Genomic DNA, 23,443 nt, shown 5'->3' with positions numbered 1-23,443 from the left:
ATCCGCTGCAGGTCACGCTCGCTCATCGCAATCAATCCCATCCGCAATCTCCCAGGTCATCAAAACCCGGGGAGAGTGACATTCTTACTTTGCAGGATCAGGACACTTCAACTTTGCGGCTACATCAATGGATCGCATAATATATCTTATGGAACTTCGACGCGCCTTACTGCGGGTCGTTCAGACTGACCCACTGAGCCAGCTTACGCGCCCCTCCATCTCAAGTATGGATTGGGACGCGCAATCTGTTCATAGCATTCTGTTGCCGTGGGAAAACGACTACTGTTGAAGCCCAGGGTAAGCCCAGACACCCGATACACGCATCAGATCCCGGTAGATTACCAACCGTTCGTCAGCGCCCACCTTTGCTGCCTCTTCCTGAGACGGTGCGTCCAGCGCATTCAGTGGCACGACTGTGGTCGGCAAATCACGTTGCGTCAGGGCATCTTCCATGACCGTACGAGCACGGCGCATATGGCTTGAGCTTGTCACCAAAATTACGGTATCGGCCTGGTGCCGCACCAGGAGATTGGCAGCGTTGACAACATTGCCGATCGTATCTTTTGATTTGTCCTCAATGATGATGCGATCACGGCTGATGCCCTTGTCGACCAGCCACTTAGACATGATGTCACCCTCGGTGACGCCGTTCTTCGGCACTCCGCCACTCACCATCACGAGCGCTGTGGGATTAGCTTCAGCAGCTTTCAATGTCACTTCGAGGCGGTCAAGCAGAGTTTGCTGGGCTGTGCCGTCGTCCGCCAACGCATATCCGAGCGCGACCACCATCACCTTGCCAGGCAGCGTCGGTACATCGAAGTTTGGCTTTTCTGCCATGATCTGCTCTGCGCGGATAAAACGCTTGCGATACACCTCTGCTTGTTCGCGATCGAGCCCTGCGAGAGCTTGATGAGCGAGCGCCACGTTGGTCTCATCGCCACGAATCCGAGCAATGGCCTCCAACCAGCTTTGGGCGTCAAAGGCCGTCGGATCTTTTTCGAGGATCCCCTGGAATGTCGTCTGCGCCTCGTCCAGTTTTTTCTGAATGATCTGGGTCGATGCGACGGCGTACTGAAAATCCAGTCGCTCAGGAGCTAACGTCGACGCCTCCTTGAAAGCCGCTTCCACGACATCGTATTTGCCGTGCAGGGTGATCCCCTTGAAGACCTCGGCTTCGGCTTTTTTGACGTCGCCGCCCGACCAGTAATATTGCATGCCCGTGTCGACCAACTGCTTGATGCGGTCGGCATTGGCCTGATCAAAGGCACTGACTGGAACGGCCGAAATAAAGCAGGCCGTTGCTGCCAGGACGCCCAGAATGTAGCGTCTCGCCCCACCCTGCGCGCGTGTGGCAGCTGGTGCGACCTTGATCGGTCCCGTCATGACGGCAAAAATGGATCTCAGCTTCATTTAACTCTCCCAGTTTTCCGCTGACCGGCCGAGCCTACTGACGACCGGATCGAAATGTATTTTCCGTGATCACGACCGAACCGTTACATTCATAAGAGGTTCGGTCCATGTAGTAAGACCAAAAACTGACCACTTGTCCAGTCAACGGCCATGATTCCCAAATCACTGGCAGAAGAATCCAGCAATAGGAATTATAATACAATATGATAGGATATGTCTGGATAGACGAATTGGCGGTGTTGGACTGACGGCAATCGTTGATTGGTACTGTATTGGTATCTTCACCCAACAGCCGACCTTTCACCCTAGTCTCGCCGATCACGTAATCAACTCCGTGGCGGACTTGGCCGTGCACCCACAACGCTGGCCGCTTTTCAACTACGAGGCTTTCCAGATCCGAAGCGTAGCAGGCAGACAGTGGATCGCCGCTGAACTCCGGCGCGTTGGATGGAGGAGACGGGACGTGTAATGGATATCGTCGATGGCTCAATGCCGACCACAGACATGAAGAACGTTGGTTACGACCACATTCTGGAGAAGCCAGCCAATCTCAAGTTCTGTGATCAGGTTCGCTCCTAACCCAATCAGTTAGCCGCCCGGTCGATCGCGCAAATAATGTGATCGACCGGCAAGGTCTTTGCCGGCACTTTTGACGGCGTGCTGTGGCGGATTTTGCCCTCATGGGTCTCGGGCTATTCACGATTCTATGCGGCCTGTTCCAGTTCGCGCCGCCGCGTCGACCAGCTTACGTCGACCAAGGTATCGGAAGTGCCTCAATGAGGTATAGATTGGCGTTGCCGCGCTTTCTAATATTCCTGGGCGTGGCTTCCCCGCCAACGCGACGTCGTACGCCTTCGCGACGAGGGCGGCGCCCGCTTGCCGCCAAGCGATCGGCGCCGCCCACCTCTTCAAGGCAGATCTGCAATGTGACTGCAGCCAGAGTTCGCTACGATGGCTGTGAACCTGGCGCTGGGCGTGATCAGCGATGCTGCCGATAACTTAACGTCATCCTCCGGGGAAAGCGGGGTGGCGATGAACGCGGCCATTGGTGCATGCGAGCATATTGAGGCGCATGGATATACCGGGGTCTCCAGAGACGCTACAATCGCGTTTGGGTGCGGGGCGTCGAAAGAGCACAGAGAAGGCTATGCATAAGTTCACCGTCACTATCAACGAAGAGTTCGCGGCTGATACCGCCGAGGAGGCTGCCTTGCTTATGTATCAGGAGCTGACCAATCGGCCGCCGCCTCTGTCCTATTCGGTCACAGATGAGGCAAAGATCACCACTGGCCTCACGCTGGATCGGAAAAAGGCCGACGAGTTTGCCAGTGTCGATCACACCGCCGACCCCGGCAACTGGTGACGGACAGCTCGCCCAAAGGAGAGCAATCGGCGTCCTCATTGAACATTGAATGCGTATCGATCAATCGACGGTTCACGCAACGCTTGCGAATGCGATGAGTTGGAGCGCTTGACGACGCTATACCCTTGGATCGCTCATACCCCCTGAGTGTGGACGCCTTTCGAAGGCAATCGAAAGATGTGGAAACCGCTGTCGATCGCGTTGTCCTGTCAGGGTCAGGGTGAAATGTTTCGCATGGAGCGCTGAGGCATCTGAGTCGCATCGTCAAGCAAAGGTCCGAGGCAGATTTATTGTCAGGCCACAAATCGACCCGGCCGCCTCCTCAACCCGCCGCCGCAAGCATCAGTAAAATATAGGAGGACTGCATATTGGCCGCAGCCACGTTTCACCCGAATGTCATGAGGCCCAACGGCATTTCCTCGCAGATTGCGGCAATTTCTATCTGCAGCCTATCTGCCTTGACCGCGATTTATTATGTCGCACCGGCGCCCAGTTTGCCTTGGAGCGACGCTTCCGTGGAACTCGCGCCTGATACCGACCCTTCAAAAGGCACGGTTGCCCCGAGCCCTCCAAAGTTCGAGATTGTGTTCAGCGACGGCGATCGCGGGCTGATGGTCTATGGCGGATATGTCTATGTCGTCCGACTCGGTGACAAGCTGCCTGATGGTCGCCGGGCGATAGGGTTCGAAAAGCGGGAAGGAAGTTGGTCCGCAATGACACTCTAGGACACGTTTCCGACGTCGCCTTTGTGGATGTTAATGGATTGTTAACGCTCACGGAAGGCGCACGGGCCCTGCCCTCCCCGGTGCCATTGCCTGTCATGGCGAACTGGCGCAACCCTTTCGTTAAGGACTTGTAAACCAGTGTTTTTGGGTGGTGCATGATGATGAACGAAACTTTTTACAATGGCGTGCCGGAGATCGAAACCGGCCCTGTTCCGTTAGAAAGCGCCCCGATTGGCGAACATGCCGTACAGGGCATCCCGCTTGTCATCGAGGTAGTCCTTGGCCGCAGCAGGCTGACTGTGGCCCAGCTTTCCAAGCTGCATCGGGATGATCACATAGATCTCGATACAAATTTTGGAGACCCGGTCGACCTCAAGGTCAATGGCACGGTCATTGGCCGAGGTGAGATCGTTTTCAACGAATCCAAGACCGCCATCGGCGTGAAGATCGTAGAGATTTCTCACGGCAGGCGCCGGTAATTGAAATCGCCCGGTTTCAGCCGTGAAACCAGCCATGCCACAAATGCAATATTCGGTTGTATTTCGAACAAGTATGGCAGGACTGGAACGAACGCCGAATGGGCAAGAGTAGCAGTGTCAGCCCTGTTGTCGTCGGGGACCAGGGTCACGGCCTCACCGAGGCCGCTGCCCATCAAACAGGACTCGAGACGTAGCAAGAGCGCCGCGAGCTTTTCCCACGGCGTCTCGGTTGGCCATTTGTGGACGCCTGGTACCCGATCCTATCGAAGCGGCAAGGCCACCGGGCGGATGGGTGCGGCGTCCGCGCCACGGAACTTCAAGGACGCGCCGACAAATGCGAACTCATAGATGCGATCCCTCGACAACCCTTCGAGATTGACGAGTTCGATGATCGGCGCGCCCTGCTGGGCGAGCAGATAGGTGTGCACCGGAACGTAATTGTTCTCAGTTTCGGCAGGAAACGCCTCGAAGCTGAGGTTGTCGGCACCCACCACGATGGCGCCGCCATCCTCGACCAGGAACTTCGCAGCATCGATGCTCAGCCCCGGAGGGTTGTTCATGTAGGCCGATGCGTTCTCGTAATGCTGCATGCGCCCGGTGCGGATGAGCACGACATCGCCCTGCTTCAGTTTCACGCCTTGGCGGTCGAGCGTCTGCTGCAGATCCTTGCGCGTCACCCGATAGTTGTCCGGCAGCATCTGCATGCCCTTGGCTGCAGCGACATCGACCATGACCCCGCGCGCAATGATCGGCGGCAGCTTCTCGGCGCCTGTGACAGTCCAGCCCTGGTCGCCAAGGTATTCGGTGGCGTCATAACCGTTCCAGATCTTGCCGTTCAAGCCAAAATGATTGAGTGCATCGATATGTGTGCCCATGTGTGCATACATCGACACGGCCGAGCCTGTGTAGCTGACATGCTCGTTCATCTCCTTGCCGACTTTCATCGGGTCGGAAACGGCGGTGCCATGCGGCGTGTGGGTCATCCACATCTGGTATGGCGGATCGCCCGCCGCCTCCCAGCTTGGCATGCCGATGAAATACTCCACCGCTAGATCGTAGGACCTGCCTCCATCAATCCGCGAGAGGATCGCAGCGCGGGATTCCGGCGTGATCAGATTGAGGCGCCCGATCTCATCCTTTGGCCCCCAGGGGCTCTTGCCGACCTCTTGTGCGAGAGCCGCATTGCCAACGAGGCCGGCGATGAGGGAGGCAGCCAAGGCGCGGCTGAGAACTTTCGTATCGAACATGATGAACTCCTTCTTCTCGCTTTCCCTGAAATCGGGAAGCTGGGTCCATCTTATTGCTAGCCCAAGCGCGAATAATCGGCGACAATTAGAAAACATAATTTACTCAGGAGAAAATATGGATCTGTTGGCCGCCATGCGCTCGTTCCGTCGCGTCATCGAGTTGCAGAGCTTCAGCAAGGCGGCCGAAGAGCAGCAACAATCGAATGCGTCGATCAGCAAGCAAATCCGGCAGCTCGAGGCGCGGCTCGGCACAGTGCTGATCGTGCGCACAACGCGCCGCATGAGCCTCTCGGAAAGCGGGCGCAGCTATTTCACCGAATGTTGCAGGCTGCTCGACGAGCTCGACGATCTCGAGCGGAAGACATCCGGGGAAACCGGCGAAATCAATGGCCGGCTCCGGATCAATGCTCCCCTGTCTTTCGGACTGACCGTTCTCGCACCGATGCTTGCCCGCTTCATGATGCTTCACCCGCAATTGAAGGTGGATATGACGCTCGATGACCACGTGCTCGACGTCGTCTCCGAGGGCTTCGACGTTTCCATCCGCGTGCGCGCGACGCTTACGGATTCATCTTTGATTGCCAGGCGGCTTGGTGAAGTCGAGCAATTCATCTGTGCAGCGCCTGCCTATATCTCGGCAAATGGCACCCCGACCGAGGTCAACGATCTCAAGCATCATCATTGCCTCGCCTACCGGCTTGCCGACCAACCGGGGAGCTGGGTGCTGGAAGGTCCCGATGGGACGACAAGCATCGAATTGCCCGCGCGTTTCGTCGCGGACAATAGTCTGATGTTGTGTCAGATGATCCAATCCGGCATCGGCATCGGTGCCTTGCCGTCCTTCATCGCCAACCCGCCGCTTGACGGCGGCAAGCTCGTGCGGATTTTGCCGCAGCAAAAACTTGCCCGGCGCAGCATCTACGCGGTCTACCCGACCAACCGCCTTCTGCAGTCGAAAGTGAAGGTTTTTACCGAATTTCTAGCCGGCGAGCTACGGAAAGCCGGTTTCTAGACCAGGCTTTTAGCTGACGCGCAAAGTGATCAGTATCGGCCCCTTACGACCTCCTACCATCGCCATCTCTAAAACTGGACGCCATGGCGCGCGGTGCAGCCAGTGCCTCACACCGGCGATCACGCAATTTTGCAATGCCGGGCCTCGCCTCCGCCGCGCTTAGACCGATAATGAGCGGAAACGAACCGGAAAACCGCCGATGCGCAATGCGATACTCAGGGCCGCACAAACCCCGATCCTGCTGGCGTTCATATCCGTGAGCGCCTTTGCGACCGACGTGCCTCGGTCGGGCGATCCGGTCTTCGACCGCGTCATCACGTTGGTGAATTCGGAGTTTCACGACGAAAATGCGCTCGATCGCTTCAACGCCGCGGCAAAAAAAGAAATCGAAAGCGCGGCACCCGCGCTGTCCACGACGGGTTCCACGGCCCGCGTGGATGCGGCTATCGAAACGGCGCTGGCCAGCCTGCAAGCCTCCCACAATGGCCGTTTCAAATCGGACACGATTGCGTACTTCGAGTTGAGCGACATCTTCCGCTTCGCTATCCGTGATGACCTGCGTCGGTTGTTTCCGCCCGATGGAGAAGTGAGCTACGCCGGCATCGGCATGGTCACGCAGTTAGGCGATGCCCGGTTCGTGACCGATGTCTATGATGGTTCTCCGGCAGCAAAGGCCGGGATCGTCATGGGCGACGAGATCCTTGCCGTCGATGGTAAGCCCTATCGCGAGATCGCCTCCTTTCAAGGCAAGGTCGGGCAATCGGTTGACATCCGTCTCCGCCGCAGGGCCGATGCGGCGCCGATAGGCGTCAAGGTTGCGGTCGAACGGCTGCGTCCGCTCCCAACATTCGAAAAGGCGATCGAAAACAGCGTCGCAGTGAGCGAACGGGACGGGCAAAAGATCGGCTATGTGAGGTTCTGGACCCTCTCGACGCGCGATGGGCTTGATATCGTGGAGCGCGAGCTTTCGACCGGTCGCCTGAGCAATGTCGACGGGGTGATCGTCGACCTCCGCGGGCGTTGGGGCGGTGGCGCTGCGGACGCCGCCGAACTGTTCGTCGGCGACACGCCGTCGTTCCGATTGATCCCGCGGCGCGGAAAGGACACGCTGGCAAATGTTCGCTGGCGCGGGCCGGTGGTGGCGCTGGTCGATGAGGGCACGCGCAGCGGGCTCGAGCTTTTCGCCTACGCGCTGAAGATCAATGGCATTCCGCTTGTGGGCGAGCGAACCGCTGGCGCGCTGTTGGCTGGCCGCGCCTATACATTGCCCGACAACAGCCTCCTTGAAATTGCCGTTTCCGATGCGGTCATCGACGACAATGTTCGGCTGGAAGGAAACGGGATCGCCCCGGACATTCGCGTCGCCCTGCCCCTCGCCTATGCCGCCGGCCGAGATCCGCAACGGGAAGCCGCAGTCTCGGAGATGCTTCGGCTTCTCGCCGACGGCACCTCGGACCGCATCGTCACGCCACGTCAACCGTCGCTGACGCGGTGACAACGAACGTGACACCCTGGGGTTTGCGGGCCATTCAGGCAGCTGCGCTCGCCCGGACGATTTCCCGGCCAAGCCGGACGACCTCGTCGACGAGCAACTTCAAGTCCTGGCGTCTGGTGCGGTGATTGTTGATCGCGACCCTCAGACAGTGTTCTCCATGCACGGTCGTGTCTGAAAGCCCCGCCGTGGTCCTCGTCCGCCTTTATCTTCGTGTTCCCGTGACAATCGTCGCAGTAGAACGTAACTCGACCTTGTTGCCGCGCATGGACTGACGCGCCAAATCAAGAACCTCATTTTTGATCGCCTCATGCGTCGCGGCGTCCGCCTGAGCCAGCCCCGCGACCACGGGCGCCGCTATTTCGGTCATGAAGGTCCAATACCGTTCAGGAGACTCGTGCACCATCATCGTTGAGATCTCCCGCTCATCGACATCTTGCAAACCTGCGTCGGCGAATGCCGCCGACATCATGCCCGCGGCTGCGCAACGAAACAGGCCGGGCGCGCCGGGCATCGGCGCGGGCAAAGTCACGTGCCGCGCGATCGTTGCCATTATTGTCGTCGCCCAGGGATTTTTTTCAGGCCCGCTCCAAACAGCAGCACAAACACGCGCGCCAGGTTTCGCGACACGACTGAATTGTCGCGCCGCCGCGCCGACATCCGGGAAAAACATGAACCCGAACCGGCATAGTACTGCGTCGAAGGATTTATCGGTAAAAGGCAGACTGCCGGCGTCGCATATCTCGGTCGTGAAATTGCTGAGACCGCGATGTCGGGCATTCTCGGCGGCCACCTGGAGCATGCGCTCGGACAGGTCTGTTACCGTCACTCGACCATTCGGGACCAAAGCGGCAGCCGTTAACCCCGGTTCGCCGGTGCCAGCCGCGACATCGAGAACATGGTCACCATCCCTAAGCTTGGCCTGGTGGATCATTGCATCGCCGAACGGAGCGAGCCAGCCCAGAACCAGTTCGTCCCATTTCTGCCAGCCGGTTGAAAACCGGTCCCAGAGATCCTTCTGCTGCTCACGGATGTGGTCGAGATTGTTGGACATGCACGTTCCTCCCGTGGATGCGCTCTCGTGTCTCATCGATCGGAACTATGAACCCTCTTTATATGGATACAATCAGTTTCATGCCTTTTGGGGCGCGTGCCGCACTGTCGTCCAGCTCCTTGTTGAATTGAGTTTTGCAGCCCGAATGCTGTTGCTTGGGCAACAGGGGCCACCCAAATTGCCTTCTGCTGATTTGGATAACGACAATCGGCGCTAGGGAGACCGGGCTCGGCAGGCTATATTTCCCCTGTGGAGATCGTGACGGAGAGATTCGCATCGATGCCGAACCCAACAAACGGCAAGAACAATGGTCGGGTAGAGGCCAACGACGAACAACCCCTTAGCGCCCAGTTACGGATGATGCATGCAGCCTTCATGGCTTCGCCACTCCGAAACCGGATCATCTGGCTCGCCCTTGGTATCCTGACCGTCATCGTCACCACTGCCTTCGGTCAGATCATCCTCAATCGATGGTACAAGCCGTTCTACGACACGCTGGAAAGACGTGACCTCCCGGCCTTCCTGCACCAGCTCGTTGTCTTCGCCCAGATCGCCGGAGCTTTGCTCGTTCTCAATGTTCTGCAGACATGGCTCGGCCAGCTTGTTCGGCTGAAGCTCCGCGAAGGCCTGACACTCGATCTCATCCACGAATGGATGAAGCCGGCGCGCGCGTTCCGGCTGGCGAATGCAGGCGCCATCGGCATCAATCCAGACCAGCGCATACACGAGGATGCACGCCATCTGTCAGATCTCTCCGCCGGGCTGACGATTGGGCTGATCCAATCCGGCATCCTGCTCGCCGGCTTCATCGGCGTGCTCTGGTCGCTGTCGGACGGCTTCGTCTTTCACATCTCGGGCATGGCCATCAACATCCCCGGTTACATGGTCTGGGCTGCCATTCTCTACGCGGGCACGGCGTCATGGCTGAGCTGGCTCGTCGGGCGGCCATTGGTCAAGCTCAACGGTGAACACTACGCACGCGAGGCGTCGCTGCGCTTCTCGCTGATGCGCATCAACGAACACATCGAGGCGGTCTCGCTGTCATCGGGCGAGACGAACGAGAAACGCCGGTTGCAGGCAGATCTCGCGTCCGTTCTGGAGATCAGCCAGAGCCTGCTGCTCGCCGTTACGCGGCTGACCTGGGTGACGGCCGGTTATGGCTGGATCACTGTTGTCGCACCGATCGTCATCGCCTCGCCGGTCTATCTTGCCGGCGATCTCAGCTTCGGCGGCCTGATGATGGCCGTGGGCGCCTTCAACCAGGTGCACGCATCGCTGCGCTGGTTCGTCGACAACATCGGTGCCATTGCCGACTGGCGCGCGACATTGATGCGCGTCGCCGCGTTCCGCTCAGCCCTGCTCGTCGTCGACGACCGGCATGAAGGCGACAAGCGCATCGAGTTCGTTACGGCTGATGGACCGCAGATGATGTTCGATCATATCGAGATTGTCTCGGCCGCCGGCTGTATCAAGCTTTCGGAGCCCAATGTCACCATCAATCCTGGTGAACGCGTGCTTGTCACCGGTGCGGCGGAGGTGGAAAAAGCGCCCTTCTTCCGCGCCATTGCAGGTCTCTGGCCCTGGGGGCATGGCCGCATCTCGCTGCCGATCGATGATGGCCTCGCCTTCGTTCCCCGCTCGCCGTATTTTGCGCCGGGCACGCTGGAAGAGGTGCTTGCCTACCCGAAGACGCCAGACAGCTTCAAGAACGGCGAACTTAGCGGCGTGCTTTCCAAGGTCGGCCTTGGCCGCCTCGCCGATCGTCTCGACCAGGACATGCGCAAGAAGCTCAATCTGAGCGAGGTCGAGATGCGTCTTCTGGCGATCGCCCGCCTTGGTCTGCACAAACCGCGGTGGCTGATCATCGACGAGGCGTTGGATACACTGGAAGACGATGCCTATCGCAAGGTGATGACGTTCCTCGACCAGGAAATGGGCAAGGCGGCAATCGTCAACATCGGGCGCAGGGAACGCGCCAACGGCTTCTTCACCCGCGTGCTGGAACTCGAAAAGGACGCCGCCGGCGGTTCGTTGCGTCTGATCCGGCCAAAGAGCCTGCGCCCCACCAATCCACAACTTGTCGATTGACAGCGCTCGCGCTGAAGGCGGGAGCGATTCCGGTAGGGGGCGAAACCCTAAGCGCCATGGCGACGCTCACACGACGGGGATATGGCCGGTTTCGCCACACAACAGTCGTTGGAAAAGCACCTTTCAGACGGCAGAGTGCAACCCTTTGCTGCCCCTCAGTCGTACCGTCCTGTACGTCGGGATCGCGCCCACGGCCTTTTCTCATGGGGTCGGGATCTCCGTTGAAGCCCCCCAAAAAAACGTCGCAAAATCGCCAGCCTGGTTGCCGTCCACCTTAGATGCCTCCTGGAATTTAGATGTTCCTTGAGATCAGTGCATTTTTTCCTCACAGGCTGGGCACTGGCACATCGAACGTTCGTCCTATATCTTTCATTCACCGGTTGCAGGCCACCGCGCCGGCGCCAATTGGAGCCATCCGAGCCGCGTTCGATTCCATAACCCGCAGGGACGATAAGTATGCCGACACGTGCCACACTGAAAGAACCGCGCGCTGAAGGGAGACGTAAAGACTCCCGGCTCGAAACATTGCTGTTCCGTCTGGAGGCTCAGCACATCTGCCTCGAATGGGCCTTCCGAGAAATAGCCGACCGTCCGGGCATTGTGTTCGAGATGGGGCTGGGTCACGGTCGTACCTACGACCACTTGCGCATCCATCTCCCGGAGCGCGAGATCTATGTTCTGGATCGCGAGATCGACTGTTTCGCCGACTGCACGCCGCCAGAGAACTATTTGCTGCTCGGCGACATCGAGGATACGCTTGGTGCCGCTGCCACCCGCTTTGACAGACAGGTCATCCTGGCGCATGCGGATATGGGTTCGTATGTCAACGCGAACAATATTGCGACAAGCGCCAAGCTGAGCCGATGCCTCCCGGCAGTCCTTGCGCCGCATGCCATCGTCCTGTCCGATTTGCCGCTCGAACTGGCGGGGACGCGTTCGCTACCGCTTCCGCCGGGCGCGCCCAAAGACAAGTATTTTCTCTACGTCAATGGACCATGGTGATCCGCTGGCGTGCCGCTACGGGAAAACTTTGACTGCGCCGGCCGCAACGAGGACGAGAGTCAGGTGCGAGATCGCGCTTTTGTCCTCCTGACCGGCGAATATTTTCGGCCCGTGAGGCAAAAGCTTGGCCCTCACCGACCCAAGGCGGCACATTAAATTGCTAACGCATCCCTTTGATTAAAAAGAAACAGCGCCTTCTTGGAAGGCGCTGTTTCGGTAGGACAATGTTGCCGCGGATCTTAGCGCGGGCGCAATTTCATGTGACGGTTGACGTCCTTGTAGAGCAGATAGCGGAACTTGCCGGGGCCGCCGGCGTAGCAGGCCTGCGGGCAGAATGCGCGAAGCCACATATAGTCGCCGGCTTCGACCTCGACCCAATCCTGGTTAAGCCGGTAGACGGCCTTACCCTCGAGCACGTAGAGGCCATGCTCCATCACGTGGGTTTCGGCAAAGGGAATGATCGCGCCCGGCTCGAAGGTCACGATGGTCATGTGCATGTCGTGCCGCAGATCGGTCGGGTCGACGAAACGCGTCGTTGCCCACTTGCCTTCAGTGCCGGGCATGGCGGACGGTGTGATGTCAGCCTCGTTGGTGAAGAAGGCTTCGGGAGCAGGAAGGCCGTCGACGTATTCATAGGCCTTGCGGACCCAATGGAAGCGAACGGGAGATTCGCTTCTGTTATGCGCCGCCCAGTTGCTGGCCGGCGGAATGAAAGCAAAGCCGCCGGGCTGCATGCGGTGCTCCTTGCCATCAAGCGTGACGGTCAGTTCACCCTCGACGACGAACAGCGCACCCTCAGCGCCCTCATCGAGTTCCGGCCGGTCGCTGCCGCCGCCTGGAGCGATTTCCATGATGTACTGCGAAAATGTTTCAGCAAAACCGGACAAAGGTCGCGACAATATCCACAGGCGGGTTTTGTCCCAGAACGGTAGATAGCTGGTGACGATGTCCATCATCACGCCCCTCGGAATCACCGCATAGGCTTCGGTGAAGACCGCACGGTCGGTCAGGAGCTGCGTTTGTTCCGGAGCGCCGCCATGGGGCGCATAGTAATTACGACCAGTCATTTCCGTCCTTCAGTTCTCAAAACAGGCACCGCCTCCTCACAAGAGCGGTGCGGTTGGGTTATTGCCAATGGAATGTCAAAGCAGTGCTGCACGCAGGTCGCGCGGCTGATCCTTCTCTTCGTCGAGATCCAGTTCCGCCTCGACGTGATGCAGATGTTCGGCCATCTCACGGATTGCCGTGTCCACATCCCTCGCCGCGATGCGGTCGACGACCGCCATATGCTCGTCCGGCCCGCAATTGTGCAGGTGTTTCGAACGGTACATGGCGGTGATCAGCGATGTGCGCGAAACCAGGTCGCGCAGGATGCCGAAAAGGAAGGCAGAGCCGGAGAGCTCCGCCAAAAGCAGGTGGAATCCGCCGGAAAGACGAACGATTGCAGAGAGATCGCCTGCCCTACCCGCAACCCGTTCCTCGTCGATATGGGAGCGCATACGCTCGATGTCTTCCACCGTCGCCCGCTCGCACAAGCGCTCGACCACCCGCTGCTCGATCGCCCTTCTCGTCACGAAGACGTCGCGCGCCTCATCCACCGACGGCTCGGATACGAAGGCGCCCCGGTTCGGCATGATCGTAACCAGCCCATCCCGTTCGAGCGCGGTCAGCGCCTGGCGGATACGGGCGCGACTGACGGAGAAAATCTCGGCAAGCTGCTCTTCCTTGAGGCGGGTGCCTGGGCGCAGGCGCCGCTCCGCAATGGCAAGCCAGATCTTCTCACAAATGATAGCCGTCGGCGCTCCGGCGGTCTCGTCCGCATTGTACATGAAATCTCCCATAGCCGTTCGCATACTCTCGTCGGCCAGCGTTCAAAGTCAATTCCACTCACTGCAGTTTGATATTGACTACAAAATTGTAGACAATATTGTGTACCGTAACTTGATATGCTGTGGCAACCACTTAAACGACGGCCATCGACCGGTGTGACAACCGACCGCGCTGACCTGAGAGCTCATTGATGGACTTTGACTTCACCGAACTGCCAAACAACTACATCACCTCCGATCGTCAGTTCGAGATGCGGACACCCGACATCGCGTCCTTTGCCGCCCTCAAAACGAAAACGAACTGATCCATGCGCATCCTTCTCGTCAACCCGAACTCCACTGCCTCGATGACCGAACAGGCGCACCGCAGCGCTGAGCGGGTTGCAGCCGCCCCGACGCTGGTCGAGTCCGTCAACCCGACCACAAGTCCCGCCAGCATCGAGGGCCATGCGGACGAAGCCATGGCGGTGCCGGCGATGCTTGCCGAAATCCGCGCCGGAGAGGCGCGCGGGGTCGATGCCTATGTCATTGCCTGCTTCGACGACCCCGGCCTTGGCGCTGCACGTGAGATCGCCCGCGGACCGGTCATCGGCATTTGCCAGGCCGCCATCCAAGTGGCGATGAATATCGCCACGCGCTTCTCCATCATCACGACATTGCCGCGCTCTGTGCCGATCATCGAGGACCTGGTCGACGCCTATGGTGCGGGCCACCGCTGTCGCAAGGTGCGCTCTGTCGATATGCCGGTGCTGGCGCTGGAGGAAGACCTCGCCCACACGGAGGAAATGCTCGTACAGGAAATCCTGCGCGCCAAGCATGAGGATGGCGCTGAGGCGATCATTCTCGGCTGTGCCGGAATGTCGGAACTGTGCGACCGGCTTAAGCTTAGAACGGGCATGCCGGTGATCGACGGCGTGACCGCTGCAATCAAGCTCGCCGAAGCACTGGTTGGCGCGGGTTATACCACCTCCAAGGTGGGCGCCTATGACTATCCGCGGGTTAAGTCTGCGGCCGTCACCCGCCTTGTGGATACGGTAGCTTAACAAACAGCTGCAACTGACTGAAAACAAAAAGCTCCGGAGGAAACTACCTCCGGAGCTTTTTCATTCTGTGCTGACGCTTGGGCTAGGCTGCCTGCGTCGGCTTTGCCATTGACGCGACAGCTTCCTCGACGCGGTGGCATGCCGCGCGGGAACCATCGGCAAAGCTTCTCATTGCCGGACGTTCGCTCTTGCAGCGGGCATCAGCCAGCGGACAACGCGGGTGAAAAGTGCAGCCCGACGGCGGATTGAGCGGGCTCGGCACTTCACTGGCCGTGATGCTGCGCTGGCGCTTCGGTTCGGCGATATCGGGGATCGTTTCCAGCAGCAGCCGCGTATAGGGATGGCGCGGATTGGCGAAAAGCGTTTCCGTGTCCGCCTCCTCGACGATGCGGCCGAGATACATCACTGCAATCCGGTCCGACATATGGCGGACGACGCTCATGTCGTGGCTGATGAAGAGATAGGTTAGCCCCATCTCATCCTGCAGTTTGCGCATCAGATTGAGGATCTGCGCCTGTACCGATACGTCGAGTGCCGAGGTTGGTTCGTCGCAGACAAGGAATTCCGGCTCACCGGCAAGCGCACGCGCAATCGAAATGCGCTGTCGCTGGCCGCCGGAAAACTCGTGCGGAAACTTCGAACCATCAGAAGGCGCAAGTCCGACGATGCGCAGCAATTCGCCGACGCGCTCCATCACCTCTGCTTCCGAATTGCGCAGCTTCAGCTCGCGCAGCGGCTCGGCGATGATGTTTTTCACCCGCCAGCGCGGATTGAGGCTGGCGAAAGGATCCTGAAAGATCATCTGGGCGGAAAGGGGCTCGCCGGAGCGACCCGGCGCAAAACGAACCTCACCCTCCGAGGCGCGATAGAGGCCGGTGACAAGCCGGGCGACGGTCGACTTGCCGCAGCCGGATTCGCCCACCAGACTAAGGCAGCCGCCCATCGGCACGGAAAAGCTGATGTCGTCCACCGCGCGCACGAACTGGCGCGGCTTGCGCTCTAGGACCCGGTTCAGCCAGGGGGCCGATACATCGAAATTGCACGTCAGATCATTGACGGTCAGGGCGTCACTCATAGAACTCCTCCTGCATTGAGCCAGCAAGCACTGACGCCCAGGCCGACCGGGGTCGGCTCCGGACGATCTTCACGGCAACGCGGTCCCGCCTCGGGACAACGTGGATTGAAGGCGCAGCCGCGCGGGATGGCGTTCAGGCGCGGCATGGAGCCGTCGATCTGGTTCAGCCGCTCGACACGGCGCCCGAGCGCGGGGATCGAGCCCATCAGCCCGCGCGTATAGGGATGGCGCGCATTACGGAGCACCTCTTCGACCGGGCCAATCTCGACCAGGCGACCGGCATACATTACCGCAACCCGATCAGCGGTCTCGGCAATCACGCCCATATCGTGCGTCACCAGCATCACGGATGTGCCGTGGTCGTCGCAGAGACGACGCAGCAGAGAGGTGATCTGCGCCTGGATCGAAACATCCAGCGCCGTCGTCGGTTCGTCGGCGATGATCAGCTTCGGCTCCGCCGCAAGCGCAAGCGCAATGACCACACGCTGCCGCATGCCGCCCGAGAACTGGTGCGGATAGTGATCGAAACGTGCCTCAGGTGCGGGAATACCCACTTCCTTCAGGAGGTGGATAGCCCGTTCCTTGGCACCCTGCTTCGACAGCTTCAGGTGAAGGCGGATCGTCTCGACCAGTTGCGCGCCGACGGTAAAGAGCGGGTTGAGCGATGTCAGCGGATCCTGGAAGATCGCGCCGATCTGTCGGCCGCGCACGCCCTGCATTTCCCTGTCGGAAAGCTGGTCGATGCGGCGACCCGAAAGCCAGACCTCACCGCCGGATATCCGTCCCGGCGGTTCGAGCAGACCCTGGACGGCAAGGCCGGTCATCGACTTGCCGGCGCCGGATTCGCCGACCACACCCAGGATCTCGCCCGGCCGTATGCTGAGCGAGACGTCGGACAATGCCGCCACGGTGCCGTGCCGTCCGGGAAACTCGACGCAAAGTCCGCGCACGTCGAGAACCGGCGAAGTTACGAGCTCACTCATGCCGCAGGTCCTCCAAGGGATAGCTGGGTGGGAAGATTTCGCTGACGGGTGGATGGGCCCAGCTGCGTTCGGGGTATTTGGCGATCAGCCCGTCAAACTGCTTTTGTGCCTGCCGGCGTGCCGCATCCATGTCGATGCCGGCGACCTTGCCTTCGTGCATGGAGAGACGGCCATCGACGAAGACTGTCTTGGTGACACGCCCCGAGCCACCGACAACCAGCGTCGTGATCGGGTCGATCGCCGGCGCCATGTGATGATCCATCAGGTCGAAGACCGCGATGTCAGCCCGGGCGCCTGCTTCGAGCCGCCCGAGATCGCTGCGTCCCAGAGCTTTCGCACCGCCCAGCGTGGCGGCGTCGAAGAGATCGGCGCAGCTGACGGCTGCGGTGTCGCCCTCGACGACGCGGCAGGTGATGAGGCCGACCAGAAGGTTCATCAGCATGTCCGGCGGCGCAGTGTCGGTGCCCATGGCGATGTTGATGCCGCGTTCCTTGACCGAGCGGAAGGAGTTGAGCGTGCTGCCGCCGCGTGCCGAGACCATTGGGCAATGGACGATGCTGACGCCGTTGTCGGCATAGAGCTTGAGATCGTTGGCCGTTGCCTGCGTGGCATGCGGGGCGATCAACCGCGAACTCAGGAAGCCGAGGCTCGCCATCCACTCCGGCGCCGTCTTGCCGTGAAGACGACGGACCGTATCGACCTCCATCGTGCCCTGTGCGGCGTGCAGCCGGATCGAGCAATCGAGATCGCGCGCGGCATCCGCCGTTCTCCTCAGCAGCGCCTCGGTGCAGGTCTCGACGCGATCAGGGGCCAGAAGCCCGCGAACCAGGCCGCCATGACGGCCATCGTGATCGCGGATGAAGCCGATGGCGTCGTCGAGGCCTTGCAGGCCTCTCGCCTCATCGAAGACGGCCTCGAGCTGTCCCGGCGCCTCCAGCACCATGCCGCCGGAGCGGTAGGCAGGGCTCAGATAGACGCGCAGGCCGAGATCGCCGGCGGCATCCGAGGCGGCTGCAAACTCCTCGACCGTTTCGCCCCACTCGCGATAGAACAGCGACGCGATCGGTGCCGCGGTGGTGATCCCGTTGAGCAGAAGCTGAGCGAAGGAGAAGCGTTTCTGGAACGCCAGTTCCTCCTGCGTATACATTTCATAAGGCCCGCGCTCGACGTAGGAGCGCGGCCAGACCCGGCCCTTGGCCCAGCCTGGCTGATGGTCGATGGAAAGGATCGTCGTGTCGAGATCCGAGAGGGCATCGAGATCGATCAGGCCGGGGCTGATCATCGCCGCGCCGAAATCCACCATGCGTGCGACCTCGCCCTCGAAGTGCTGCCCGACATAAAGCAGGCTGCCGCCTTCGATGACCACTTCGCCGTTTGGGATGAGACGGTGACTGCCGTCGCGGTGGCCGAGAACCCATTGCGCCGTCAACAGTGTGCGGCCTTCGGCACGCGTGCCGAGTTTCAAATCCTTGAGGTCGATCATGGGATGGCTACCTCCGCGACACCGTTACGGGCAACGACACGGCCGCGCTTGACGACCAGCGGACGTGGTGCGACTTCGACGACTGCATGGGCAAGCGTTTCGCCGACGAGCAGGGTAAAATCGGCATTGCAGCCAACTTCCAGGCCGTAGCCGGCAATGTCCATGACGTCAGCGCCACCGGTGGAGCAGACATGAAGCGCATGCTCCAGGTCGACGTCGCGGCGCAGGCCGTTCTTCATGCCGAGGATGCGAACGCGGTCCATCATATCCGGCTGGCCCCACGGGCCCCAGGTGTCGCGAATGCCATCGCAACCTGCGGCCACCTTCACGCCAGCCTCCTTGAGGCGCAGGATCGACGGTACCGTCGACGACGGCGAGCCCGTCGTGACGATGCGCACATCGAGCTCGGCGATCTGCTCGATCAGGCCGGCGACCCGCAGGTAATCCGGAGCGCCGAGCGCAAAGGCGTGGCTGATCGCAACCTTTCCCTGCATGCCAAGCGCGCGAATGCGCTCGAACATCATCTCCATGCTGAAGGCGCCGAGTTCACCGGCTTCATGCAGATGAATATCGATCGGCTTGCCATGTTTTTCCGCAAGGCCGAAGACGGCATCGAGATGCCCCTTCGGGTCACGGTCGATGCCGCAAGGATCAATTCCGCCAAGGACTTCCGCGCCGTTGCTAAGAGCCTGGTCGAGAAGTTCTGTTGTGCCCGGGCGGGTCACCAGGCCCGACTGCGGGAAGGCGACGATCTCGATGTCGATGATGCCGTCAAGCGCCTCTCGCGTTTCGATGATGCCATCCATCAGGCGCAGGCCGTGCGTCGTGTCGATATCGACATGGCTGCGAATATGGCTGGCGCCGTTCGCGGCCAGCATGATCGCCTGGCGCATGGACTGGCGATGCGGATCGATGCCGATCTCAAGCCGCTTCTCGCGCTCGAAATCGATGCGTCCGCGCAGCGTCGCGACCTTGGCGTTTTCATGCCAGGGCATGCCCCAGACGGACTTGTCGAGATGGGTATGGGCTTCGACCAGGCCGGGAATGGCGATGTGGCCACGGCCATCCTCGATCGCCACGCCATCGGCCTGAAGGTTCTGGCCGATCGCTTCGATCTTGCCGTTACGGATCAGGATATCCGTCAGCGCCCCGCCGTGGGGACGGACGTTACGGATCAAAAGATTGGACATCATTCACCTCAGTTTCGGATTGAGTGCGTCGCGCAGCCAGTCACCGAGAAGGTTGACTGAGACGACAAGTAGGCAAAGCTGCAACACCGGGAACAGGACGACCCACCAGACACCGGAGAACAGGAACTGGTTCCCGAGCCGAATGAGTGTTCCGAGGCTGGGCTGGCTCGGTGGCATGCCGATGCCGAGGAAGGAGAGCGTCGCTTCCGTGAGGATCGCCATGCCGAAGTTCAGCGTGGCTGCGACCATGATCGGCGTTAGCGTGTTTGGCAGGATGTGGTTGAGCATGATCCGCCGCGCCGGCGTCTTCAGGAGGCGGGCAGCCTGGACATATTCCTTGCCGCGCTCGACGATCGTCTGGGCGCGGACGGTACGGGCATATTGAACCCAGGCGCTGAGCGTGATCGCCAGTACGAGGACAGCTGCCGATCCGACGTCGCGCAGCTCCGGCGGCAGCATCTGGCGGGCAACGGCACTGACGAGAATGGCGATCAGGATCGTCGGAATGGAGAGCAGAACGTCACCGATGCGCATCAGGATGTTGTCGACAATGCCGCCGAAATAGCCGGCGATGAGACCGAGGCTGAGGCCGACCGTCAGCGAGAAGATCACCGAGCAGACCCCGATCAGGATCGAAATGCGCGAGCCGTAGAGAATAGCCGAGAGCATGTCGCGGCCCTGGGTGTCGGTGCCGAGAATGAAGGGCCATTGGCCATCGGCCTGCCAGATCGGCGGCAGCTCCGAGTTCCAGAGATCGAGCTGCGCCGGATCGAACGGGTTCTGCGGCGCGATCAACGGCGCGGCAAAAGCCGCGGCGATGAGCACGAGCAGGATCAGCGCGCCGGCGATTGCCGACGGACTGCGGGTAAAGGACCACCAGAGATCGCTCTGACGCCAGCGCGCGAGCCGGCCGATCTTGGCTGTCGAGGTTGTTTCCTGAGCCTGGTCAGTCATGGGGCGGCCTCAGCGTGTGGCATCGCGAAGACGGGGATCGATGACCGCATAGGCGATATCGACAAGCGTGTTCAGCGTGACGAAGATGAAGGAGACGATGCACAGGTAGCCTGCCATCACCGGGATATCGAGGAAGGTCACCGCCTGAATGAACAGCATGCCCATTCCCGGCCACTGGAACACGGTTTCGGTGATCAGTGCGAAGGCGATCAGCGAGCCGACGTTCATCGCCGTCATGGTGACAACAGGCATCAGACAGTTGCGAAGCGCATGGCGGAAATTGATGCGCCACCGCGGCACGCCGCGGGCACGGGCAAACTTCACGAAATCAGAACGCAGCACTTCCATCATCTCGGCGCGCACGAGCCGCATGACGAGCGTGATCTGGTAGAGGGCAAGCGCAAAGGACGGCAGAAGCAGGGACGCACGCCCGGATGCGGTCAAGAGGCCCGTGCTCCACCAGCCGATCTGGACGACGTCGCCGCGGCCGAAGGCCGGCACTACGCCGAGCGAAACGGCAAAGACAAGGATCAGCAGGATGCCAACGACAAAGCTCGGCAGGGAAACGCCGATAATGCTGACGAATTGTAAGCCTTCCGAATACCAGCGGCCTCGATGGATCGCCGTCAGCACGCCGAGCGGAATGCCGACCAGCAGCGACAGGACGGTGGCGACCAGAGCCAGTTCGATGGTCGCCGGGAAGCGTTCGGCGATCAGCGTCATCACGTCCTGACCGTTTCGGTAGCTGATGCCGAAATCGCCCTGGGCCGCGTTGACGACGAAGCGCACATACTGGGTCAGGAACGGATCGTTCAGCCCGAGCTTTTCGCGCAGTTCGAGCCGATCGGCCTGCGACATCTGTTCGTTGGCCATCAGTTCGACCGGATCGCCGGCGAAACGAAAGATCATGAAGGCCATCAGCGCGACGGCGAGCATGACCATCACGGCATTAGCCAGCCGCTTGATCAGAAAGACAATCATTGGGTTTCCCGCTCAATGAGAAACCCCGACAGAGCAGGCTCTGCCGGGGCAATGTGGGGTCAATCGCCGATACGGGTCAGCCAGTGGCGCGGCTTGTTGTCGGCGCGGATGGTGACGTCGGTCACTTCCTTCGACATCGCCCATGCCATCGGCTGCTGATGCAAGGGGATCATGATGACCTGATCCTTGGCAAACTTCAGCGCTTCGGTCTCGATCGCCAATCGCTTGTCGCGATCCATTTCGACTGCGGCCTTCTTCACCATGGCGTCGAGTTCGGGATAGGACCAGCCGCCATAGTTGGCGACGCCGGCAGCACCTTCGCGGGTCGAAAGCACCTGGATCAGGATCGAGTAGGCATCGAGCGTCGGCTCGTTGGCCCAGCCGATCATAAAGGCATCGGACTTGCCGCCGGCGCGCTTCGGCGCCTGCACGGCGCGCGGACCAATGTCGAGCGTCGGCTTGAGCCCGACACGCGACAGCATCGACACGAGCGCACTGCAGACGTCTTCTTCGTTGACGCTTTCGTCGTTCATGCAGACGAGCGTGAACTCGGTGCCGACGGCGCCTGCTTCTTCCAGGAGCTTCTTAGACAGTTCCGGATCGTAGGTGGTCGGCACATCCAGTTCGGCGCTGTAGCCCGGGATCTCAGGCGCAACCATGGTACCGGCGACATGCGACTTGCCGCGCATGACGCGCTTGAAGATCAGCTGACGGTCGATTGCATGATCGATCGCCTGGCGGACCTTGATGTCATTGAAGAAGTTTTCGCGGCCGTCGTTGAGCTTGTCCTTGCGGTTGAAGACCAGGTGGATCGTGCGCAGGTCGGAGCGCTCGACGACCTTGATGTTCGGATCGCTCTTCAGCCGGTCGAGATCCTGCACGGGCGCACCGTCGGTCAGGTCGATCTCGCCCGACAGGAGGGCCGCGACGCGAGTAGCCGCCGACGTGATCGGGGTGAATTCGATGCGGTCGAGATTGTGCTTCGGGGTATCCCACCAGCCGTTATTCTTGACGAGCACGGTCTTGCTGTCAGGCACGCGCGACTCAACGATGAACGGCCCGGTGCCGTTGGTGTGATAGGTGGTGTAACCCTCGACCTTGCCGCCGACATCGGTCGGCAATTCGGACTTGTTCTCGATCAGCCAGTCCTTGTCGAACATGAAGATGTTGGTCATGTCGTTCAGGAACAGCGGGCTTGGCGAATTCACCTCGATATCGACCGTGTAGTCGTCCACCTTCGTGGTGGAGACATAGGCAGGAATGTTGCCACGCAGCGGCGACGTCGGGTGGCTGACGCGAGCCATCGAGGCCATCACGTCGTCGGCGTTGAAATCCGCGCCGTTCTGGAACTTCACACCCTTGCGCAGGTGGAAACGCCAAACCTTTTCGGAGACCAGCTCCCACTTGGTGGCGAGTGCCGGCTCAACGACGAAATCTGGCGTGTAGCGCGTCAGTCCCTCATAGACGTGATTGAGGAAGGCGAGGTTCGACGTGCTGCCGTAGGAATACGGGTCGAGCGAGAAGATATCCCGCGGGCTGCCCCAGCGCAGCGTTTCGGCCTGTGCCGTCGAGGCGAGAAAGGCGAATGCCAACCCCGCAAGGAGATGCTTTCTCAGTTTCATGTGGTTCCCTCTGTTTTTGCCATTCGTCGCCGTGCCGTGCCGACCCGGTCGGTCCGCGATCCCTCGATCACTGGATGGCTGACAGCGCTAGATTTGAAGTTGTTGGCGCTAATGTCAACTATTTTGTCGACAATTATGTTGGCAAGAATTAGCGATTCCGGTTTTACGGAGAAAAACCGTGCGAATTCAGCGACTTTGAAGCGGCGGCTACTTGCAATCGTGACGTGATAAACTGGGCAACAGCCCACTTTTCAAGGTGGATTGCTGTTGAGGGAGACACAATGAGCCGGCGGCAGCATGATCTTAGCAGGCCGCATGCAGGCAGAAATCTGCCGGGCTGTTGCTGCATCATTGCGCCCCGAACACCAAAACAGCCCGCCCCGTCACGGTCGGATGACCGGATGGAACGGA

General features: G+C 60.2%; 20 protein-coding genes. 7 read left to right on the top strand and 13 right to left on the bottom strand.

Features of this window, described 5'->3' with window-relative positions; genetic code table 11:
• Nucleotides 1-279: 279 nt before the first annotated feature.
• Complete coding sequence (locus ASD03_RS17520; protein ID WP_234907938.1) at nucleotides 280-1,410, bottom strand: YdcF family protein; 1,131 nt, start codon at nucleotides 1,408-1,410, stop codon at nucleotides 280-282.
• A 1,147-nt stretch (nucleotides 1,411-2,557) separates the two neighbouring features.
• Between ASD03_RS17520 and ASD03_RS17510 the strand changes: the two genes are divergently transcribed.
• Together ASD03_RS17510 and ASD03_RS40145 are read left to right on the top strand one after the other, a co-directional pair.
• Nucleotides 2,558-2,773, top strand: coding sequence for a hypothetical protein (locus tag ASD03_RS17510; RefSeq protein ID WP_057206426.1), 216 nt, complete (start codon nucleotides 2,558-2,560; stop codon nucleotides 2,771-2,773).
• 368 nt (nucleotides 2,774-3,141) lie between these two features.
• Nucleotides 3,142-3,498, top strand: a complete 357-nt coding sequence (locus tag ASD03_RS40145; RefSeq protein ID WP_057206424.1) for a hypothetical protein — start codon at nucleotides 3,142-3,144, stop codon at nucleotides 3,496-3,498.
• Nucleotides 3,499-3,713: 215 nt separating this feature from the next.
• Here ASD03_RS40145 and ASD03_RS40555 read toward each other — a convergent pair whose 3' ends face one another.
• Together ASD03_RS40555 and ASD03_RS17490 are read right to left on the bottom strand one after the other, a co-directional pair.
• A complete protein-coding gene (locus ASD03_RS40555; RefSeq protein WP_228751017.1) occupies nucleotides 3,714-4,013 on the bottom strand; it encodes a hypothetical protein in 300 nt (99 codons plus the stop codon).
• Between the two features lie 224 nt (nucleotides 4,014-4,237).
• Nucleotides 4,238-5,224, bottom strand: a complete 987-nt coding sequence (locus tag ASD03_RS17490) for a cyclase family protein (protein WP_082557329.1) — start codon at nucleotides 5,222-5,224, stop codon at nucleotides 4,238-4,240.
• Nucleotides 5,225-5,339: 115 nt separating this feature from the next.
• On the opposite strand from ASD03_RS17490, the gene ASD03_RS17485 reads away from it, so the two are divergent.
• Nucleotides 5,340-6,236 carry a LysR family transcriptional regulator gene (locus ASD03_RS17485; protein ID WP_057206417.1) on the top strand — a complete coding sequence of 299 codons (897 nt, stop codon included), beginning with the start codon at nucleotides 5,340-5,342 and terminating at the stop codon, nucleotides 6,234-6,236.
• A gap of 199 nt (nucleotides 6,237-6,435) precedes the next feature.
• Nucleotides 6,436-7,731, top strand: coding sequence for a S41 family peptidase (locus ASD03_RS17480; protein ID WP_057206415.1), 1,296 nt, complete (start codon nucleotides 6,436-6,438; stop codon nucleotides 7,729-7,731).
• Between the two features lie 202 nt (nucleotides 7,732-7,933).
• Here the strand turns inward: ASD03_RS17480 and ASD03_RS17475 are convergent, their stop codons facing one another.
• Nucleotides 7,934-8,782 (bottom strand): methyltransferase domain-containing protein, encoded by an 849-nt coding sequence (locus ASD03_RS17475; RefSeq protein WP_057214469.1) that lies wholly within the window; start codon nucleotides 8,780-8,782, stop codon nucleotides 7,934-7,936.
• Between the two features lie 279 nt (nucleotides 8,783-9,061).
• Between ASD03_RS17475 and ASD03_RS17470 the strand changes: the two genes are divergently transcribed.
• Together ASD03_RS17470 and ASD03_RS17465 are read left to right on the top strand one after the other, a co-directional pair.
• Nucleotides 9,062-10,870: an ABC transporter ATP-binding protein/permease gene (locus ASD03_RS17470; protein ID WP_057214510.1), complete on the top strand. Its 1,809-nt coding sequence runs from the start codon at nucleotides 9,062-9,064 to the stop codon at nucleotides 10,868-10,870.
• A gap of 456 nt (nucleotides 10,871-11,326) precedes the next feature.
• A complete protein-coding gene (locus ASD03_RS17465; RefSeq protein ID WP_063978339.1) occupies nucleotides 11,327-11,872 on the top strand; it encodes a class I SAM-dependent methyltransferase in 546 nt (181 codons plus the stop codon).
• A gap of 239 nt (nucleotides 11,873-12,111) precedes the next feature.
• Here the strand turns inward: ASD03_RS17465 and ASD03_RS17460 are convergent, their stop codons facing one another.
• Complete coding sequence (locus tag ASD03_RS17460; RefSeq protein WP_057214463.1) at nucleotides 12,112-12,939, bottom strand: bifunctional allantoicase/(S)-ureidoglycine aminohydrolase; 828 nt, start codon at nucleotides 12,937-12,939, stop codon at nucleotides 12,112-12,114.
• A gap of 75 nt (nucleotides 12,940-13,014) precedes the next feature.
• Nucleotides 13,015-13,701, bottom strand: coding sequence for a GntR family transcriptional regulator (locus ASD03_RS17455; protein ID WP_025428819.1), 687 nt, complete (start codon nucleotides 13,699-13,701; stop codon nucleotides 13,015-13,017).
• 308 nt (nucleotides 13,702-14,009) lie between these two features.
• On the opposite strand from ASD03_RS17455, the gene ASD03_RS17450 reads away from it, so the two are divergent.
• Entirely contained in the window at nucleotides 14,010-14,744 is a 735-nt protein-coding gene (locus ASD03_RS17450; RefSeq protein ID WP_025428820.1) for an aspartate/glutamate racemase family protein, read from the top strand.
• An 82-nt stretch (nucleotides 14,745-14,826) separates the two neighbouring features.
• Here the strand turns inward: ASD03_RS17450 and ASD03_RS17445 are convergent, their stop codons facing one another.
• From ASD03_RS17445 to ASD03_RS17415, 7 genes are read right to left on the bottom strand one after another with little or no spacing between them, the layout of a single operon-like run.
• A complete protein-coding gene (locus ASD03_RS17445; protein ID WP_038577875.1) occupies nucleotides 14,827-15,819 on the bottom strand; it encodes an ABC transporter ATP-binding protein in 993 nt (330 codons plus the stop codon).
• The gene (locus ASD03_RS17440; protein WP_025428822.1) at nucleotides 15,816-16,802 is read right to left on the bottom strand and encodes an ABC transporter ATP-binding protein; all 987 of its coding nucleotides are present in this window, start codon (nucleotides 16,800-16,802) and stop codon (nucleotides 15,816-15,818) included. Before ASD03_RS17440 ends, ASD03_RS17445 begins: the two co-directional genes overlap by 4 nt.
• Nucleotides 16,795-18,285 carry an amidohydrolase family protein gene (locus ASD03_RS17435; protein WP_057214459.1) on the bottom strand — a complete coding sequence of 497 codons (1,491 nt, stop codon included), beginning with the start codon at nucleotides 18,283-18,285 and terminating at the stop codon, nucleotides 16,795-16,797. Before ASD03_RS17435 ends, ASD03_RS17440 begins: the two co-directional genes overlap by 8 nt.
• A complete protein-coding gene (locus ASD03_RS17430; protein WP_057214507.1) occupies nucleotides 18,282-19,475 on the bottom strand; it encodes an amidohydrolase family protein in 1,194 nt (397 codons plus the stop codon). Before ASD03_RS17430 ends, ASD03_RS17435 begins: the two co-directional genes overlap by 4 nt.
• Nucleotides 19,476-19,478: 3 nt before the next feature.
• A complete protein-coding gene (locus ASD03_RS17425; RefSeq protein ID WP_057214456.1) occupies nucleotides 19,479-20,429 on the bottom strand; it encodes an ABC transporter permease in 951 nt (316 codons plus the stop codon).
• Between the two features lie 9 nt (nucleotides 20,430-20,438).
• Nucleotides 20,439-21,410 (bottom strand): ABC transporter permease, encoded by a 972-nt coding sequence (locus ASD03_RS17420; RefSeq protein WP_025428826.1) that lies wholly within the window; start codon nucleotides 21,408-21,410, stop codon nucleotides 20,439-20,441.
• A gap of 59 nt (nucleotides 21,411-21,469) precedes the next feature.
• Complete coding sequence (locus ASD03_RS17415) at nucleotides 21,470-23,032, bottom strand: ABC transporter substrate-binding protein (protein WP_025428827.1); 1,563 nt, start codon at nucleotides 23,030-23,032, stop codon at nucleotides 21,470-21,472.
• Nucleotides 23,033-23,443 lie beyond the last annotated feature (411 nt).

This window comes from Ensifer sp. Root127, from assembly GCF_001425225.1.
Lineage (GTDB): Bacteria > Pseudomonadota > Alphaproteobacteria > Rhizobiales > Rhizobiaceae > Ensifer > Ensifer canadensis.
This window is presented reverse-complemented; position numbering and strand designations above follow the sequence as displayed.